22 protein-coding genes are annotated in these 17,918 nt (G+C 25.6%); 6 read left to right on the plus strand and 16 right to left on the minus strand.

All coding sequences use genetic code 11. The features are described from left to right. Positions 1–51 precede the first annotated feature (51 nt). From BGI42_RS14890 to BGI42_RS14955, 15 genes are all read right to left on the minus strand, one after another. Positions 52–366: a hypothetical protein gene (locus BGI42_RS14890; RefSeq protein ID WP_069681125.1), complete on the minus strand. Its 315-nt coding sequence runs from the start codon at positions 364–366 to the stop codon at positions 52–54. Continuing rightward, positions 333–665, minus strand: a complete 333-nt coding sequence (locus tag BGI42_RS14895) for a hypothetical protein (protein ID WP_069681126.1) — start codon at positions 663–665, stop codon at positions 333–335. Before BGI42_RS14895 ends, BGI42_RS14890 begins: the two co-directional genes overlap by 34 nt. A gap of 132 nt (positions 666–797) precedes the next feature. Beyond that, positions 798–1,127, minus strand: coding sequence for a hypothetical protein (locus tag BGI42_RS14900; protein ID WP_069681127.1), 330 nt, complete (start codon positions 1,125–1,127; stop codon positions 798–800). Between the two features lie 14 nt (positions 1,128–1,141). Then, positions 1,142–2,194 (minus strand): hypothetical protein, encoded by a 1,053-nt coding sequence (locus tag BGI42_RS16435; RefSeq protein WP_069681128.1) that lies wholly within the window; start codon positions 2,192–2,194, stop codon positions 1,142–1,144. 16 nt (positions 2,195–2,210) lie between these two features. Then, positions 2,211–2,654: a hypothetical protein gene (locus tag BGI42_RS14910; RefSeq protein WP_069681129.1), complete on the minus strand. Its 444-nt coding sequence runs from the start codon at positions 2,652–2,654 to the stop codon at positions 2,211–2,213. Between the two features lie 471 nt (positions 2,655–3,125). Next, the gene (locus tag BGI42_RS14915; protein ID WP_069681130.1) at positions 3,126–4,460 is read right to left on the minus strand and encodes a replication protein; all 1,335 of its coding nucleotides are present in this window, start codon (positions 4,458–4,460) and stop codon (positions 3,126–3,128) included. A 954-nt stretch (positions 4,461–5,414) separates the two neighbouring features. Further along, the gene (locus tag BGI42_RS14920) at positions 5,415–6,773 is read right to left on the minus strand and encodes an MATE family efflux transporter (protein ID WP_069681131.1); all 1,359 of its coding nucleotides are present in this window, start codon (positions 6,771–6,773) and stop codon (positions 5,415–5,417) included. Positions 6,774–7,081: 308 nt separating this feature from the next. Continuing rightward, entirely contained in the window at positions 7,082–7,252 is a 171-nt protein-coding gene (locus tag BGI42_RS16110; RefSeq protein WP_158523409.1) for a hypothetical protein, read from the minus strand. A 411-nt stretch (positions 7,253–7,663) separates the two neighbouring features. After that, positions 7,664–8,467 carry a hypothetical protein gene (locus tag BGI42_RS14925; protein WP_069681132.1) on the minus strand — a complete coding sequence of 268 codons (804 nt, stop codon included), beginning with the start codon at positions 8,465–8,467 and terminating at the stop codon, positions 7,664–7,666. Further along, positions 8,464–9,165, minus strand: a complete 702-nt coding sequence (locus BGI42_RS14930) for a hypothetical protein (RefSeq protein WP_069681133.1) — start codon at positions 9,163–9,165, stop codon at positions 8,464–8,466. Before BGI42_RS14930 ends, BGI42_RS14925 begins: the two co-directional genes overlap by 4 nt. 1 nt (position 9,166) lies before the next feature. After that, the gene (locus BGI42_RS14935) at positions 9,167–10,060 is read right to left on the minus strand and encodes an ABC transporter ATP-binding protein (RefSeq protein ID WP_069681134.1); all 894 of its coding nucleotides are present in this window, start codon (positions 10,058–10,060) and stop codon (positions 9,167–9,169) included. A gap of 16 nt (positions 10,061–10,076) precedes the next feature. After that, positions 10,077–10,244, minus strand: a complete 168-nt coding sequence (locus BGI42_RS14940) for a hypothetical protein (RefSeq protein ID WP_192875410.1) — start codon at positions 10,242–10,244, stop codon at positions 10,077–10,079. A 549-nt stretch (positions 10,245–10,793) separates the two neighbouring features. Next, complete coding sequence (locus BGI42_RS14945) at positions 10,794–11,174, minus strand: retropepsin-like aspartic protease (RefSeq protein WP_069681135.1); 381 nt, start codon at positions 11,172–11,174, stop codon at positions 10,794–10,796. Further along, on the minus strand, positions 11,174–11,419 hold the full coding sequence (locus BGI42_RS14950) for a hypothetical protein (protein WP_069681136.1): 246 nt from the start codon (positions 11,417–11,419) through the stop codon (positions 11,174–11,176). Before BGI42_RS14950 ends, BGI42_RS14945 begins: the two co-directional genes overlap by 1 nt. A 282-nt stretch (positions 11,420–11,701) precedes the next feature. Further along, positions 11,702–12,409, minus strand: a complete 708-nt coding sequence (locus BGI42_RS14955; protein ID WP_069681137.1) for a hypothetical protein — start codon at positions 12,407–12,409, stop codon at positions 11,702–11,704. Between the two features lie 270 nt (positions 12,410–12,679). Here BGI42_RS14955 and BGI42_RS14960 point away from each other — a divergent pair, with 270 nt between their 5' ends. Both BGI42_RS14960 and BGI42_RS14965 read left to right on the plus strand, forming a co-directional pair. After that, positions 12,680–13,222, plus strand: a complete 543-nt coding sequence (locus BGI42_RS14960) for a GNAT family N-acetyltransferase (protein ID WP_069681138.1) — start codon at positions 12,680–12,682, stop codon at positions 13,220–13,222. A gap of 530 nt (positions 13,223–13,752) precedes the next feature. Continuing rightward, positions 13,753–14,358, plus strand: a complete 606-nt coding sequence (locus BGI42_RS14965) for a sigma-70 family RNA polymerase sigma factor (RefSeq protein WP_069681139.1) — start codon at positions 13,753–13,755, stop codon at positions 14,356–14,358. A gap of 108 nt (positions 14,359–14,466) precedes the next feature. On the opposite strand, the gene BGI42_RS14970 is transcribed toward BGI42_RS14965, so the two are convergent. Next, positions 14,467–14,685, minus strand: a complete 219-nt coding sequence (locus BGI42_RS14970; RefSeq protein ID WP_069681140.1) for a hypothetical protein — start codon at positions 14,683–14,685, stop codon at positions 14,467–14,469. 879 nt (positions 14,686–15,564) lie between these two features. On the opposite strand from BGI42_RS14970, the gene BGI42_RS14975 reads away from it, so the two are divergent. From BGI42_RS14975 to BGI42_RS15985, 4 genes are all read left to right on the plus strand, one after another. Then, positions 15,565–15,672 carry a bacteriocin gene (locus BGI42_RS14975; RefSeq protein WP_084023918.1) on the plus strand — a complete coding sequence of 36 codons (108 nt, stop codon included), beginning with the start codon at positions 15,565–15,567 and terminating at the stop codon, positions 15,670–15,672. Positions 15,673–15,789: 117 nt separating this feature from the next. After that, entirely contained in the window at positions 15,790–16,074 is a 285-nt protein-coding gene (locus tag BGI42_RS14985) for a bacteriocin immunity protein (RefSeq protein WP_069681141.1), read from the plus strand. A gap of 889 nt (positions 16,075–16,963) precedes the next feature. Next, on the plus strand, positions 16,964–17,692 hold the full coding sequence (locus BGI42_RS14990) for an accessory gene regulator B family protein (RefSeq protein WP_084023919.1): 729 nt from the start codon (positions 16,964–16,966) through the stop codon (positions 17,690–17,692). Continuing rightward, positions 17,664–17,834: an AgrD family cyclic lactone autoinducer peptide gene (locus tag BGI42_RS15985; RefSeq protein ID WP_125461025.1), complete on the plus strand. Its 171-nt coding sequence runs from the start codon at positions 17,664–17,666 to the stop codon at positions 17,832–17,834. The genes BGI42_RS14990 and BGI42_RS15985 overlap by 29 nt, the downstream gene beginning before the upstream one ends. Positions 17,835–17,918: the final 84 nt, after the last annotated feature.

Consider the following 17,918-nt stretch of genomic DNA (forward strand, 5'->3'; position numbering starts at 1 on the left):
TTAACCAGTGTTCTTTTGATAAAGGATCTTTAGGAGATTATTTTTAATTTTTTACAATAACTCAACTCCAATTTGGTTTTTAAATTTAACTTTTATTATGCTTCTTTCTTTGTTATTTATCACCATTTCATCATTTACTTTATTAATGCTTTCTATATTTTCAATATTACAAGTAAAAACTGTTAATTGTTGATAAGTTATTGTTATTTCACATTTTTTTCTATATATATCCATAAACATAACTATTTCAAATCCCTTATTGTCCTTTAAAGAATAAATAAGTTCACCAGTTTCTAAATCCCCAATACTAACAGGTTCATTACAAAACAACTCTAATAATTCAAATTCATCATATTTAATATACATATTATTATTTCTCCACCTACATTTAGTTTTAATCCAGTTAGACTTGTAAGAGTTACCCCTGTTTCATCTTCAAAATTTATACTTAATGGGTCTTTACTTCCACCTTTTATATTTAAAGCTCCTGGAAGCATTGCTATTTCACTTCCATGCTCTGAAGCAAAGTATCTATTTGTTGTATCTGATGTACCTTTACAAGTATGTCCATTTTTTCTTATGCAACCTGTAACAATTGGTTCTCCTCTATTTTCCTTTGGAAAATAAAGCCTTGCCCTTTCTCCAACTATAGGCATTGAATACATTATGTTTACTGATGGTGGTGCATATCTAAACCAAAAAGCTTCTTCTTCACTTTGATTTTCGTCTATGTTTAAATGAAGTTTTATTAACTCTTATTTTTATTTAACTTATATCTTATATAAAAGTTACAGTGATTAATATTCTAAAAAATATTCATCTAAAAACTCTCCTGAAGAATTATACTCTATCTCATAGGTATACTTAGGAAGTTCATCTCCATATTCATACAAATAAAATTCTAATCTAAAAGAAGGCATGCTTCCTAAATTATTTATTAATAAATGTGTCCTATTATATTCTACTTTTAATTCTTTGAATGAATGAGTTTCATCTGTAACATCTTCAGCCAAAAAATTAGTATCACTTTCTAATAATATTTTTTCAATATATTGGGTTGCATCTTTTAGCAAATTATCAAAATCAAAAAGTTCATTAAATAATGCTTCAACTTTTTTTAAGTTCATTTGTATCCTTCACCTCACTTTTTTAGTATCAAATCAAATATTAGTTCACCGCTTTCATTAATACGTCCATATACTCTTGTATGTCCACCAGCTTTAGGTACTTTAATCTTGTAGACATATTCATATCCTCCTTTATTTACAATTTCATTTTCTGTTAACTTTATTATACCAGAAGTCCCCTCTCTTCTAGGAGCTAAACCTTTATTCATAGCATTATTAAACTTTTTATCAAGTCCCATTTTTTTTAATTCTTTAAGAACTTTACTATCTATACTTCTAGTACTGGATAATCCAGCACCAGTCTCCCCTTTACCTAAATTTCCAATACCACTTCCAGCAATAAATTCACTCTCAGAATTAAAATTACCCGATATTACGTTTTTAGCAGATTTAATACCAGTGATTGATACTGTTAATCCCGTTTCAGCCAACATTCCTACTGAAAAATCTCCATAAAGTTCTGCATATTCTGGAGTCAAACCATAACAGTTAGCAACAAAAGTCATATGTTCCTTAAATGGTAACGAAAACCTATCATAAACGCCTTTAACTAAATATTCAAGTTTATATTCTCCAGGTAATTTGTGAAGATTTATATTATCATTCATATATTCTGGTATTGGTTCAAGACCTGTAGTTTTTTTTGTTATATATGTTTCTCCAGAAATATATGTTTTTTTAGGAGGAACATATGTTTTTTCTAAAATATATCTCTTTTCTAAATTTAGATTAACTTCTTTAATATTTTCATATGAATCATCACAATTACTTTTTGTGTTTGGTAAACCTGAACCAAATCTTACGATAGAAGCTCCAACCAATAATTTAAACTTCTCCTCTAAAAACTCCTCAGCATCATCAATGTCAAGTTCTCCATCTTCGTTAACATCTACAACTCCAAGTGCAGCCATAGCCCCAGAAAGAGCAGGTCCAACCGCTCCGGCAACTGATGAAAACATTCCAGAAATTCCTGATATTGCAGAGTTTACTGTATTAACTACAGCCGTTGCTACATTTGCAATTGCTCCCACAGCACCACTTATTAAATTTCCAATACTAAAGTCCATTTTATACTCCCCCTTCTTAAAAAGGAGCATAAGTTTTATCTTTAAAAGATTCATAATCCATATTAGCCTTTAATTCATAGCTATGTTCATGGAGTATTCCAAAATAAAACATATTATTCAAATTTATTATATCATAGTATAATTCTGAATTTAAATCACTTGCTATTCTCTTTAAAAAGTTCCAATCTGTTTCTTTATATTGAAATAATGTATTACCTATTTTAGTTTTATCGGTAACATTATCTTCAATTGCAACATCACTATATTTACTATTTTTTGGATTAAAAATATCACCATAAGTAATATTAAAATTTTGGAATGAACCATTGGTTTTTCTTATATCTATTAAAGATGTTTTATTTAAAGCTTCTATTTTTAGAGTTCTTACATGATTTTTTGCCTCTCTTTTTTCTGCTTCATTTATAAAATCTAATATCTTCTCATCTACTCTTTGATCCATAGTTTCCTCTCTTTCAAATATGTATATAAAAATCACTTTATATTTTACTTTTTTAATAAGTATTGAGTTTTATTTTACATAAAAACTATTATTTTCATATTATTACAACCATATTTATTACTATCGTATAATTTATGGATATATTTACTTTATTTATATTTAAATAAATAAAATGGAACCTATAAAAATAGTCTTTTTAACTGTCTATTTTTATAAATTCCATTTCACTTTTTGTAATAGCTTTCTTTTTTAAACCATTATCAGGTAATGCTTATCTTAATAATAAAATACCATATTAATGCGAATACATTTAAATATAAACAATCTACTCTCCATTAATATCAGAACGTGTTTTGTCTTCCTTATATTTAGTATGATTTTTATATTATACAACCCTTCCCCGCAGAAAAAAAAGGAAACAGGCTAACGCCCCATTAATATAAGGGACCATTTCATGGCACCAGTAAAAATTTATACATTCCAATATCTTTTTATTGTTCTAATACCTTTTCCTAACTCCTTTGAAACCTTACTTTGACTTAACCCTTGATTTTTTAATTCTTGTATTAATCTTATTGTTTCTCTTTTTTGTTGCTCTCTTTTAGTTAATCCATCTTCATTTCTTCTATCTATTTTTCTTTTATTATTTTTTCTTCTAAGTTTTTCACTTGATCCTATAATTGTTGTCATTAATTTCATTTCATCTTCTGTAATGTTTAATTTTTCTATTAATGTTTCATTTTTATAATTATAGCCACCACGCTTATAAACTCCGCTTGGACTATCTAATATCCACTCTTCATAAGCTTTTTCTGCTTGAATAGTTATTTTTTCTACTTCTTTACTGTCTAATGGTTTTTTAAATCCTTGATTAAACTCTAAAGTATTTTCTAAAGCTTGTTTAATATCATTAGAATAACAGCAGTTCCAATACCTATATAAGAAACACATAAATTCTCTCTGTCCAGTTTCAATAAGTATTCCATCATTGTTTCTACAGTATCCATCTCTAATCTCAAGTAGCTTTAATATATCATTAAGCCTTGCATAATGTAGAGAATATAAAGTATAAAAATTTACTATCTTAGCTTTTCTACCTCTCCCCTTATATGCAGGATTCTTAACATATGGAGTTAATTTAGGTAAATAATTCTCTTGTATATCTTTTAATGTATAAATTAAATTTTCATCATACATATAAAGCAGAGCTCTTTCTCCTGTTTTATGATTAATACTACCTGCAAGTCTCATTATTCTAGCTGAATCAATGCTCTTTGAATCTGCCCCCATATTCTTAAGCTTGCCCAAAAAATGTTTTTGAATTGCATTCCAAAGTGGAAGTACTTTTATTGGTACTGGTTCAATAAGCCAATATACTGCTAATCCCTGTCCAGTAAATACAGCAAAACTTGGTTCAGGAACATCATGTCCAAAATAATCGTTTTCTAAAATTACAAGTACTTTTTCATGATCATATGTCTTTAAATTTTCAATGTTATAATAATCTATATCTATGTATAATGCATTTAATTTTCTTATATTTTCAATCTTTCTTTTAGGAATAAAAAAAGAATTTGGTGTCATATATATATTTGCATTAAGACTTATAGCCTTTCCTATGTTATAAGTTAAATCATCAACTTTATAATGATACTGAATATATTCCTTCCCTTTTTTAGCAGCTATAGTAATAAATCCATCATCATTATTATGTAACATAGAAATATTTTTTACAGCTACTTCTTTATACTTAGGTTCAATAGTATCTTCTATATTTTCTGTCAATTTTCTAATTGCCCCAAGCAAGTTGTTTCCCCCTTTGTTTCTTATGCCATAATAAAAAACAAAAAAAGCTTATAAATGGCTATTAAAACAAACATTTACAAGCATATATTTAACTCAATTATTGACTTAATATGTCGCATATTGTATAATTCTTTATATAAAATCATAAAAAATTATTGAGTACTCCCTATAGTGTTTAAGTTTCTCAGGCTATGTACACTTTAGGGGGCTTGTTTTTTATATGGATTTATTTGGCTTTATTTGGCTTTTTATTAGTTATATAATACAATATTCTTTAATATTATACAAACTTTTAACCCCTTCTTTATCTTTAGTTCATCATTAATATTTACTTTAAAAATCATATTCCTTGAAACATAAAAAATCAGGAATAAACGGAAATAATTTATATTTTTATCCCATGTTTATCCAAAATCATTCTTTTCATTCCCTAAAATGTATATTTTATGCTAATATTATTGTAAATTTACTTATTTATTGGATTAGTAAATTAGAATCTAAATTCCATAAATAAAAAATGTAATAAATTAACCATCTTAACTAAAAATATAACTTAATTGCAAAAAAATAAGAGTCTAAACCAAACAGACTCTAAACTGGGAGTATAAATTTAAATATACAGATGACAACTTATCTAATGGATTAAAACCTCTAAATATTACTTAGCGTTGTTAAAAACCTTAATTATAGCGTCAGAAACTGCTTAGCGTTGTAAATCCGCATTTTGCTGACGCTACCCCTTTTAAAAAAATAATGGTATCATATATTTTAAATTTATTTAACAGCTGAATAGTCACCTATTAACTTATTTTTAATAATATGAAAAATAAGTTAATAGATTGAAGTAAAAAGTGATTAATCAACAATTGTGGAGAAAAATAAATTATTTACTTAATAATACTTAATTCCAAATTTTAAGTATATCTCTATAACTACTTTGGGCATTAAGATTCATTAAATATTTTCAACTAAATTGTGTATCCATTTTCTTGAAAGAAATCTACTTGATCCACTAACAAGTTTAACAATTTCTTCACTAATACCAAAAAGCATAACAAAATAAACAGGAAGATGACATACAAATGCTCCGATATATGTTAAAGGGACACCAAAAATCCACATTGCAATAAAACTTTGCAAGAAGGTATATCTTGTATCTCCACCTCCTCTTAAAATACCTTGAACAAGTATTATATTTAATACCTTTATACCTAGAACACAACTCATTATTATTAAAATATTGTGAGCATATTCATATGTTATTTTTGAAACTTTATAAAAAGATAAAATAGTATTAGATCCAAGTAATAAAAATACTCCCATTATAATGGCTCCCAATATTCCTAAAACAATATATCGCTTTCCATAATTAAAAGCTAAAACTTCTTCATTACTTCCTATTTTATTTCCAATCATAATATTACAAGCACTGGATATACCTATAAATACAACAAATGCCAATCCTTCTACCGTAGATGCAATATTAACAGCAGCAATTGATTCTGTTCCTATCCTAGCATAAATTATATTATATGTAGTTATTCCAAATGACCATAAAACTACATTACAGATAAGTGGTAATGTAGTTTTAAGATATTCTTTTAATATTTCTAAATTACACATAAAAAATTCTTTTATTCTAACTGCAAGAAGAGACTTGCTAATATAAACATACAATAATAAAATAATACACTCAACATATCTTGAGATACATGTTGCTACAGCTGCTCCTTTTGCCTCCATAATAGGTAGACCCCAATTTCCAAATATTAATCCATAGTTTAAAAATGTATTTAAGCCTAAAGCAAAACCACTTACAAAAAGAGGTGCTTTTACATTTCTAATACTTCTTAAAATAGCTGAATAAGGAAAAGTGATTGAAGTAACAATATAACTAAAACCCATTATTCTTAAATATTCGCTTCCAAAATTAATAACAGATAAATCCTGTGAATAGAACTTAAGAATAGTTTTAGGAATTAATATGGCTAGTATAGAAAATAGTACTCCTACTAATAAACATATATCTAAGCAAAATCCAAAAACTATTTTAATATTTTTTGTATCTTTCTTGCCAAAAAACTGAGAAGTAAAAATCGCAGCACCTCCACTAATTCCATTTAAAAGTAACGATAGTAAAAAGAATACTTGATTTGCTAATCCTACTGAAGCAATAGCAGTAGAACCTAATTGTCCAATCATCAGTGTGTCAACAACATTAAGTGAAGATGAAACCAATGTTTGAATAACGATAGGCGTTGAAATTTTAAACATGCTTGAAAAAAATTCTTTGTCATTAAATAATTTATGCATCTATTATTAATCCTTTCATTCATCTCATAAAACTGAATTTTATGAGATTTATTCATTCAGCTAACTTATAAGCATGTCTTATAACCACACTATACCACAAAATCCAATTATGCAATTATATATAACTTTCAATCTCACTTATATTATAGATAAAAATAGTCAAAGCTTTACTTATTCATGGTAATCTTTATCATAAGTAACTGATTTTTCAATACATCTATTTTTATTTAATTTATCATAAATAGTAATTATATCATTAAGAAGCTCTGTTATATTTACTCGTCCTTTATTACTAAAAATGCAATTTTTTAATCTAATCTATTCCATAGATTTTCTTGTGAATTCAAATCATGTGAATATGGTGGTAAATCTGCAAATTCTGGTCTGCTTACAGTATTTAAGACACTTTGATATTCTTCCTTAGAAAGCTTATTTTTAGGCACTGGTCTTATACATGTTTTTCTTTTATCTTCTTTCACCGAGCCGTGCTTGCACCATCTTTCAAAAGTTCTTTTGCTTATACCAACAACATCACAAGCTGGTATTAACCTAGCTCCATTTTCATTAGCTTCTTTTATCAGCTCTACAATAATTCTGCGATCTTCAATGCTGATTAATCTTCCTCGTTTTCCCCGAAAATCGCATCTAACTTTTTTCTAAGAACTAGTAATGCTGCTGTTTCAGCTAAAGCTTTTTCTTTTCTTCTAAGGTCTTTTTCAAGTTCCTTAGCTTCTCTTTTTCTTCTTTTGTATATTTTCTATTTTTACTATTATCTCTTGTCATAGATTATCTCTCCTTATTGTATCTCTTACGAGAATAACATTAATTACTCTCTACGACAACTATCTTACCACCCAGGGCCCCCTTTAACGTAAATATATTATTTATGTTTAATAATTAAATTCTCTATTTTTGAATATATATACCCCTATGAAATAGAATACAATTAAGTAAATTATTGATACCATATTAGAGATACACAACTGACTTAAATGTATATTAAGTGGTCTTATATTATCCATGATCCCCAGGATTCCAATTGGTGAAAAGTTTCTAGTATTTGTAATTCTATCTACCACAGTTAAAAGAATTGAACTTGAAATTCCTATTACTAAACTAACTTTTTTATTTTGTATATACATGGATATTAATCCTATAATCAGCGAAAATGTAACAACTGGAATAATAGAAGATAAATAAATAATTATAATTCTAAACAGTCCATTAAAGCTGACACTAAAAAATAATGAGCTAAGCACAAATCCTAAAATTATGTTAAGAGCTACTATAAATAGTGCATAAACAAATAAACTTAGTACCTTTGCAATAAAAATATTGATGCCCTTTTTGTCTATATTCATAAAAAACTTCATATTTCCGCTAAATAGATCAGTTCCAAAAAGTTCAACTGAAAATACAACCATAAAGAATATGAAATAAGGTACTATTGGTCTGAATACGAATTCTGTAGCAAATAATCTTAAATATGCAGCAGTATTCATATTTAGAATATCTTGCTTACGTTCTTCGCTAAGGTTTTGAATTTGAGGCATATTGTTTATTATGTTTTTTTGATTCATAAATGTTATATAGACTATAGATAAAATCATAAATATTAAGCAGCCTATTAATACATAATTTCTCTTTGAATGTGTCATTTTAATAAGTTCATTTTTTAAAAATTTAATTATCAATGTAGCATCTCCTTTTTAGAAAAAATTTTTAAGTTCAATAATAAGAATATTGCTAAATATGATATGAATAGAATTATTGAAGTATTGTCTATTGCAGTACCTTTAGTTAAAAAAACTCTAAAAAATCTTGTAGGAGTTATGTCTGCAATATATTTAACAAATAAATCTGACATCATTACTAATAGGAATATTAACAATGAAATAATCATACTATTTTTACAAATTATAGAAATTGAACAGTATATGAATATAATTGGCATTACTGCTAATATGAACAACAACATTTTTTTAGATATCGAAGGCACTTGATTACATAAATCACTTACCATTTGTGGATTTTGAATAATATAAACAATAGATAGTATCATAAATGAAGCAATAATCAAAATAGCTGATATTATTATCAAGGCAACAAGTTTAGATACAAAAACTTTCTCTCTTTTTTTATAAATCATAAAAAACTTCATACAGCCTAATTCATAATCATATGTGAAAACATCTGAAACTACTGTTGCTAACATAATTGGAATTACAAGTATTAATTCATCGTTCATGTTTCCACAAATAAAGTCATATGGATCTGTTATAATATTATCTTGAAATAGTACAGACGGTATTATTGTGAATATTGCCAAGAAACCCAAATATACAATAGCCTTTAGCGGTGTGAAAAATTTTATCAACTCATTTTTAATCATGTTATACCCCTATCTTGTTTAAAAAATAATTTTCTAATGAATTTTTATTTTTTGAAATAGTAGTAATATTAATGTTATTTTTCACTATTAAGCTATTAACTAAGTTAAAATCTCCTTCATTAATTTCAATTTTTACACCATTATCTATATCTATTATCTTTAATGCTACATCATCCAATATTTCTTTTACTTTGGTTTTTTCCTCAGTTATTATTTCATAAGACTCACTATTGCTATTTAATAAATTTGAAATCTCATCCTCAACAAGAATATTTCCTTTATTTATAATAGCTACTCTGTTACATAAATTTTGTACTTCATTTAAAATATGTGAACAATATATAAAAGTAGTATTGTTAACCTTAGCTAATTCCTTTATTAATTCTCTCATTTCCTTGACACCTTCTGGATCTAATCCATTTGTGGGTTCGTCCAATATAACAATTTTAGGGTTTGTTAAAAAGGCTCTTGCTACTGCCAATCTCTGTTTCATTCCCATTGAATAATTGCTAACCTTTTTATCTTTTGCATGAGATAGTTTAACTATTTCCAGAACTTCGTCTACTCTTTTTTTACTCAAGTTCAAAACATTTGCATACAACATTAAATTCTTATATCCAGATAAGTTTCCATAAAAGCTTGGATAATCTATCATTGCTCCAATATTTGCTCCAATATTCTTATCATTTACAACATTTTTTCCTTCTACATAGACCTCTCCATTAGATGGTTTTAATAAACCTAAGATTGTTTTTATAGTTGTAGTCTTTCCAGCACCATTAGGTCCTATAAAGCCATATATATCTCCCTTAAATACATTCATATTTATATTTTTTAATACTTCTTTATTTTTGTATTTTTTACTTAAATTTTTCACCTGTAAAATTGTTTCCATTTAAATCTCCTCCTTTTTAGCTCTGCCCTTTAAAATATCTATCATCCTTTCCTTTTTTAGCAGCTATAGTAATAAATCCATCATTATTATGTAACATAGAAATATTTTTTACAGCTACTTCTTTATACTTAGGCTCAATAGTATCTTCTATATTTTCTGTCAATTTTCTAATTGCCCCAAGCAATTTGTTTCCCCCTTTGTTTCTTATGCCATAATAAAAAACAAAAAAAAGCTTATAAATGGCTATTAAAATAAACATTTACAAGCATATATTTAACTCAATTATTGACTTAATATGTCGCATATTGTACAATTCCTTATATAAAATTATAAAAATTTATTGAGTACTCCCTATAGTGTTTAAGTTTCTCAGGCTATGTACACTTTAGGGGGGCTTGTTTTTTTATATGGATTTATTTGGATTTTTATTAGTTATATAATACAATATTTTTTAATATTATACAAACTTTTAACCCCTTCTTTATCTTTAACTTATTCTATTCTTATAACTAGTAACCTTTTATCATTACAATATAGAAAATTCCCTATTTTCAGGTTTTAATAAATATCATAATGAAATTAAAAGTGGAAAGTTTTTTCAGAAAGTCTTAAAGACTTTCTAAAAAAAATATCGCAGATCTATTCATAGCTAAAAATAGATTTGCGATATTTTTTAGTATTAAATTTTTATAAATCATTTTGTCAAAACAAACCTGTAACAAATTACAACAATTTAAATTTCTATTGTTAATTTTTCTAAATTTATTATAGCTTCAAGATTAACAAGAACATCTAATCCTATTAATCCATTTATTTCTCCACTATTGTCTATCAATCCAAAATCTATATCTATATTACTAATGCTTTTACTTCCGACTCTAATTTCATCTATATTTTTTACAAAAGCACTGTGAGTACTTCCTCCAACACCATAATACTCCATTATTCGATCATTCATTTCTGCATATACTCCAATATCATCTACACAATCAGGTGAAATAATAGAGCCTGATGCACCTGTATCAATAACTACATTATTAATTGTCTTTGACTGGCCTTTATATGTTATTTCTATAGATGCAAATAATAGTCCTTCTTTATAATCTAGTTTCATTATATTCTACCTCTATAAGCTCTAATATTTTTCACTTCAATAGTTATATTTTCGTTAGCTGTATGATAAACTACTGTTCCCTCACTACAATTCATAAGCTCTTTTGTTGCGATTTTATTATCATTTATAGCTTTAATAACTGCCATATCATCTATAATTTTATTAGTTCCTTCTAAATGCGAAGCTAATATTTGAAGCTTCACAAAGGTATTCGGATATGTTCTTCTAACATCTTCCCATTTCATAAACACTACTCCTTTCTAAAAAAACATTGAGCATATTTTAATTAAACAATTCATCTTTAAATACTCTTTTCATTAAGAATTAAAGTTATTTTCTAATTATTCTAAACTGTTTTATATTTTAAATTTCAATTTATATTTTAGCTAATTATAACATAAATTATAAATATCACACTATTCAATTTTAGTAAATAAAACATACTCTATTTTTATATTTGATTAAACAAAAAAAAGTATGGTTTATTGGTGCTAACCCTTCCCATACTTTTAAAAATTATTATTATATCAATCTGCTAGAATAAATGTTAAATTATCTGTAATATTTTTGTTTTTGCCTGTACAACTTACTTCAATAGAATGTGAGCCATCACTTAAATTACTTATTAGTGATTCATCTAAAGTTATAACTTGTGCACAAACATCATCAATAGGTTGATTTTCATCTATTTGTCCCTTGGCTACTAGAGCTGATTTTATTGCAACTCCATCTATTGATACTCCTGTTATCTCTCCATAACCTTCTTGGTAAGTAAGTATACTTAGTGGTAAATTACTCCTATGAATAGTTTCATTATAATCTTTATGAACAGTTCCATGTTCGATATAAGAATAAACACCAAATACTGTTAATTTAGGCTTTTGAGTAGTTATAGTACTAACAGTTTGATATTGTTTCTTCATATTTATTTCATTTAAAATTTTATTCATTTTTAGTTGTTCTGTTTTCATTGTTTGAGTTGCTCTTATAATCATATTAAAAGGATTACCTAATGATCTTTTTCTCCTATTATTATGGGTAGAAATATTACTTTTTTCTATATTTTCATTCATTTGATTTAAGTAATCACAGCTTGTTTCGTTGTTTTCTAATTGGCTTTGTAATTCTTTAACAAAAGAATTACTAGATTTAATATCTGCCGCAAATGCTGTACTAGTTAAAGCTGTAAAACACATACTTGATGCTAAAAATAGACTCAAAAATTTTAATTTCATAATGATTCTCCTAAATAAATTATTATTAAAATGTTGCAACATTTCTACTGTTATATATTAATCCAAATGGTTTAATTTGTAAATATATAATAATACATAATTATATATTTTTATAATAAAAATACAAATTATAAAAATATATTTATTTATGGAGGAATTTTCAATTTATTGACGAATTAATACTTGGTAATATTAGAAGATAAAACTTAAACTAGTTTTAACTTTTATTTTGTATGTTCTAAAATATTTTGAAAGGAATGTTAACTTATCATGAAAATTATTCCATTATTATCAAAAAATAAAAATTACATAAAACAATGCGCAATGCTACTTAAAACTAATTTTAAAGACTTTTATAATATTGAAATTGCAAAGAAAGCAGTATTTAATTCTATAGATGAACGTAAAATTAGTATAATTGCAGTAGATGAAAATAATAATGTATTAGGATGGATTTGTGGTGTTGAAGAATACAATGCACATGTTTGGGAAATCCAACCTTTAGTAATACGTAAAGAAAATCAAGGAAATGGCATTGGAAAATTGCTTATTGGTGAATTAGAAAAGTTAGTTGCTTTAAGAGGAGGAATCACAATTATTTTAGGTACACAAGATGAGGGTAATAGCACAAGTCTAAGTGGAAAAGATATATATACAGACATTTTTAAGCAAATAGAAAATATAAAAAATTTAAACCATAATACTTATGAATTCTGTTTAAAACTTGGATATAAAATAGTTGGTGTAATACCAGATTCAAATGGTTTTGGAAAACCAGACATTCTAATGGCTAAAAGAGTAACATATAATTAATCTTTTTAGTTTAGGATAATAAATTTATAATATTTCAATTTTCATTGAAGGTAAGCAAAAGAACTATACTTTTTTACTAAATTCACTTTAGTTTCATATGATAATTTTAACACTTAAATTCCCAACTTACCTATCCTAGTCATAAGGCACATTCAAATAAATAAATAGCATCTTTTACTTGTTATTTATTTTCATATGCATAAATAAAGAGTCATAACAATAAAAATTATTACAACTCTTTATTTCACAAGCTTTCATTTCCTATTCGTTTACATTTTATGGTATAATTATACTATATCATATTAATAAGTACAAGCAATCATTATTTCCTTTTCGTGCATATTTATTATTAGGCGTGTAAAGTTAATCACTAATTAAAGATTCATAAAATTTTTTAAGCTAGACAAGGAAGTCATAGCTATTAATACTGCAGTTACTAAAACATTTAGTATAAAAAAGATAAGAAGAATTAACTTTAGTTATTTACTTTAAAAATGCCTTTATAAGATTTAGAAAAGGATGGGGTTTTTATGAATTTTAAAGAAATTGAAAATTTAGTTATAGAAGCTAAAAAGGGAGATGATGAAGCTCTATTAAAACTTATGATTCAGTTTAAACCATTTATATTTAAAACAGCTAAAAGTTTTAATATAAAAAATTATGATACCTTTGATTTAGTGCAAATTGGATACATTGCATTAATTAATGCAGTAGATAAATATAAAAATGGATCAAACTCATTTTGTAGCTATGTCTATGCTTCAATTAAAAACTGCATGAGATGTACTGCTAGAAATAATAAAAAGCATAAAAATACTTTAAGTATTAATGCACCAATTAAAGAATGTAATTCAATGAATGACTTTACAGAATTATTTGAAAGTAACATTAATTTAGAAGATGATTTTATAAAAAAAGAAAAAGCTCTAGAAGTTCAATCAATCATATCAAAATTAGATCCAAAGGATTTAGAGCTTATTTTCTTAGTTTATTACAATGGATTTTCTTTTAAAGAATATGCCTTAAAAAAAGGATTAAACTATTTTCAAGTTATAAAAAGAAAAAATGCTATATTTAAATATATAAAAAATGAATTACTTAAATCTTCAGATGATGAAATTATTGCTGAAGGCTAAATAAAAATACCTGGATTAATCCAGGTATTTTTATTTGTTAATTACTTATGGGAATGTATTTAGATTTGTGTAAATGCAAATATAACTACATCCCCTAAATATAATTCCCTACTTTTTTGATTTTAATCTGGAAAAAAGGTATATGTTAAATAAAATACCTAAAATATTAATGAATCCAACTATAATAAAAATCAAATCATTTCTTTTTCTCCATTCAATAACACAAATTATACCCGCACATATTATTACAATAGATAAGATAGAAACAATTATATTAACAAGCTTGTTATTTAGACTTTCTTTATTATTAAGATTTTTATTGCTCATAATATTATCCTCCACTAATGTTTGCAACATTAAAAAATATAACTCAATAATACATCTCATTAATAATCATATTAGATCCAGGATATAATATCTTTCATTTAGTTACTTTTTTAATTCTTCAAAATTAAATCTAGGTAATAAGTATATAGGAATTGTATATATTTTATTCGCAATTCCACCTTCTGTTAATCCTTTAAAATAAACAGCAAAATCTATTTTTCCTTTTGCATTACAACTCTTCCTAAATAACTTCCTGTCATAATAAAGTGTGTGTTAAACTCTCTTTATGATACTACTTTGTCTCCTTGCCTGATGAAAAATATTCATGTAAGTTTTGGACTTGTTATTTTATTTCATGTGCCTAAAATCATTATATACTAATTACTTTTTTCTTTAAACTTAAAATAATATAAGTAATTATTCTTGTATTAAACAATTACTTATATTATCTTTCCAAATCAATCATATATAATATATCTCATAATGTTTTAGCTTTCTTTTTCGTAGTCATATAATGAATTTAAAAAATATAATGAAACGAGTATTATTAATATAGTACTTATATATTTTATTACAAAAGTAGATTTAGTAAAAAAGAAATTAATTAATGATTATGATAATCAAATTAGTATTACATAAAAAGTTTTACAAGGTGCAAAAGCTGATTTAGCTAAATATAAAAATAAGTCAGCGTTAGATATAAAAAGTAAATTAGATGATGTAAATAAATCTATATAATAAAAGATAACAGATTATAATAGTGATAAAACTAGTTTAAATCTTGGAATTTTTTTGTTGAATTTTGCGTAATTTTATAGTATTATTGCATTGTGGTAATACTTTACATAAATATTAAAATTAACTACGATAGGTATTTTTATGAAAAAATTTAAAGAATTAAATGTTAAAGAATTACAACAAGTTTCTGGAGGAAAAGTTACCAAATATGTAAACGGTGTTTCTTGTGATGGTGAGACTGGAACATGAACTGTTGACTGGAAAGAAGCAAAGGCAGTAATTGGTCAAATTGTTGTAAATGGTTCGATACAAAATGGACTTTGGGCTCATAGATAAAAATAATTTACCTAGAAAGGTTATAATAAAATGAATAAAAAATATTATAATTTAATAAACGAATTACAAAAAACATTAGATGATCCGAAAGTTAAAAATAATCAAGAATTAACTCATATTTTAACATCATATAAAGATAAATTAGAAAATGGAGAAGAGTACAGATTAGTTTGTACAAAATTGACCAATGATATAACAACATATGTGCGATATCATAATTTTAAAGCTCCAGAATCAGTTTTAAAATTATATAATGATTTAGCAAATGTTGCAGCTCAATACAGAGGATTCCGTTCATTTATTACATGGTTCTAAGCTTTTAAAGTACAGAGCTGTAAAAATAAAGTTTATTGAAGTTTTTTATTTTATTCAGTTGTAAGATTGTTCAAGCATGAACCACATGAGATTTAAGTTTTTAAATAAATCTCATGTGGTTCATTTGGTATTTGGTCTTATGTCAATATTTTGAACATAAAAAGTCAAACTTTTTTATGCTACACTTCTGGCTAATAATTTACATTTATCTAGAGTCAGGTAATTAATAGAAGAATGTAGCCTTGTTCTGTTAGAGAATGTATTTTAGACTCAAATGTTATTATCGTAAGAGATACAATAAGGAGAGATAATCTATGACAAGAGATAATAGTAAAAATAGAAATACAAAGTAAATATATAGACTTTAACTATTATGTTACATGTATCAAAAGTAACATATTTCTAAGTTATTTCCATTCTTTATACAAATAGTTCCTGTACCACACATACGTTTATTACTTAAATAAAGTCATTTATTAGAATTTGGAAAGAATTTAATATTAGTATATTATAATAATATTAAATATTTAATTAAGAATTAGTGAGATAGTTATATGAAAAATTATTTAATTCTGCTGCTAATATTAAAACTATTTATTTTTATTGTAACAATATTTATTCCAATGAATCTATTTATTAAAGGAATTATATTGGGAGGAATGTTTTTACTTTTAGTTTTTGAATATATCAGTTTAAAAAATAAAAGTAAATAACGTACATGAAAATAAATAACAAGTCTAAAGTTGCCATGAATATTTTTCATCAGGTAGGGAGACGAATTGCTCTCATAGTAGGTCTATTATGACAATTTGCCGATGAGCAGAGAACCAAAATCTATGATTTTGTGTGAATCGCTTACTCAGTGAGCGTAACGAGTCAAGCTTCATTTATGATGGAAAATATGCTGGCAAATGGACTTGTTATTTTTTTGATTGTGCCTAATATTTTTGATGTTCATCTAAATAAGCAAAAGAGGGGAACAATTATGGAAGTTAACGTAATTAAAAAAAAATTGGCAGAAAAGATTGCTTTTAAATTAGCAACAAAAATCAATAACCAAGCTGAAACAGATAATTTGCATTTTGTAAAAATGAAGTATGGACTAGAGGTATTGGTTATTAATTTATCTAAAATATTTTTAATTCTTATGATGGCTGAAATTCTAGGAATACTCAAGGGAACTTTAATCATTATGTTAAGCTTTGCGCTTATAAGACGTTATGCTTTTGGTGTACATGCTAAAGGTAGTATAAATTGTACAATTACAACTTCTCTTTGCTTTTTTATTGGTGCATGTATACCTAAATTTTTAAATATTACAAATTATATAATTTTAATTATATTTTTCCAAGTAATACTTTTACTTTATTTATATTCTCCAGCAGATACAGAAGCAAGACCTTTGCTTGGAAAGAAATTAAGAAGCAAACTTAAAATGAAAGCCCTATTCTCAGCATGTATTTTAATGATACTGTCATTTAGTATAAATGACTCTGATTTAAAGTTTTATATTAGCTATGGAGTATTGTGTGAGTCAATAACCATAACTCCCATTATATATAAATTATTTGGAAGGGGATATAAAAATTATGAACGTTATAAAGAAGCCATTCATTAAAACTTTAATTGATGCATCATTACATCAACTTGGAGAATTATCTGTGAAAATTGCTGAATATTCTACAGAGTCATGCTGTTTTGCTGGCGCAATGTATGAAACTAAGTTCCCAGAAGAGTTATTAAGATTAGAAGAAGAATAAAAACAAGTTTTATACACCTGTTTCTATTTGTTGTAAAAAAGTAGTTTATATTGTAAAATTATAATATAAACTACTTTTTTTACT

It is taken from the genome of Clostridium taeniosporum (assembly GCF_001735765.2).
In the GTDB taxonomy this organism is placed as follows: Bacteria; Bacillota; Clostridia; order Clostridiales; family Clostridiaceae; genus Clostridium; species Clostridium taeniosporum.

Coding starts and splice junctions, on each gene's coding strand:
- BGI42_RS14970 (WP_069681140.1), bottom strand. CDS start 14,685: ATGAGCAATAAAAATCTTAATAATAAAGAAAGTCTAAATAACAAGCTT.
- BGI42_RS14890 (WP_069681125.1), bottom strand. CDS start 366: ATGTATATTAAATATGATGAATTTGAATTATTAGAGTTGTTTTGTAAT.
- BGI42_RS16435 (WP_069681128.1), bottom strand. CDS start 2,194: ATGGACTTTAGTATTGGAAATTTAATAAGTGGTGCTGTGGGAGCAATT.
- BGI42_RS14955 (WP_069681137.1), bottom strand. CDS start 12,409: ATGAAATTAAAATTTTTGAGTCTATTTTTAGCATCAAGTATGTGTTTT.
- BGI42_RS14945 (WP_069681135.1), bottom strand. CDS start 11,174: ATGAAACTAGATTATAAAGAAGGACTATTATTTGCATCTATAGAAATA.
- BGI42_RS14935 (WP_069681134.1), bottom strand. CDS start 10,060: ATGGAAACAATTTTACAGGTGAAAAATTTAAGTAAAAAATACAAAAAT.
- BGI42_RS14990 (WP_084023919.1), top strand. CDS start 16,964: ATGATGGAAAATATGCTGGCAAATGGACTTGTTATTTTTTTGATTGTG.
- BGI42_RS14910 (WP_069681129.1), bottom strand. CDS start 2,654: ATGGATCAAAGAGTAGATGAGAAGATATTAGATTTTATAAATGAAGCA.
- BGI42_RS14930 (WP_069681133.1), bottom strand. CDS start 9,165: ATGATTAAAAATGAGTTGATAAAATTTTTCACACCGCTAAAGGCTATT.
- BGI42_RS14975 (WP_084023918.1), top strand. CDS start 15,565: ATGAAAAAATTTAAAGAATTAAATGTTAAAGAATTACAACAAGTTTCT.
- BGI42_RS14895 (WP_069681126.1), bottom strand. CDS start 665: ATGTATTCAATGCCTATAGTTGGAGAAAGGGCAAGGCTTTATTTTCCA.
- BGI42_RS14985 (WP_069681141.1), top strand. CDS start 15,790: ATGAATAAAAAATATTATAATTTAATAAACGAATTACAAAAAACATTA.
- BGI42_RS14960 (WP_069681138.1), top strand. CDS start 12,680: ATGAAAATTATTCCATTATTATCAAAAAATAAAAATTACATAAAACAA.
- BGI42_RS14900 (WP_069681127.1), bottom strand. CDS start 1,127: ATGAACTTAAAAAAAGTTGAAGCATTATTTAATGAACTTTTTGATTTT.
- BGI42_RS14965 (WP_069681139.1), top strand. CDS start 13,753: ATGAATTTTAAAGAAATTGAAAATTTAGTTATAGAAGCTAAAAAGGGA.
- BGI42_RS15985 (WP_125461025.1), top strand. CDS start 17,664: ATGAACGTTATAAAGAAGCCATTCATTAAAACTTTAATTGATGCATCA.
- BGI42_RS14920 (WP_069681131.1), bottom strand. CDS start 6,773: ATGCATAAATTATTTAATGACAAAGAATTTTTTTCAAGCATGTTTAAA.
- BGI42_RS14950 (WP_069681136.1), bottom strand. CDS start 11,419: ATGAAATGGGAAGATGTTAGAAGAACATATCCGAATACCTTTGTGAAG.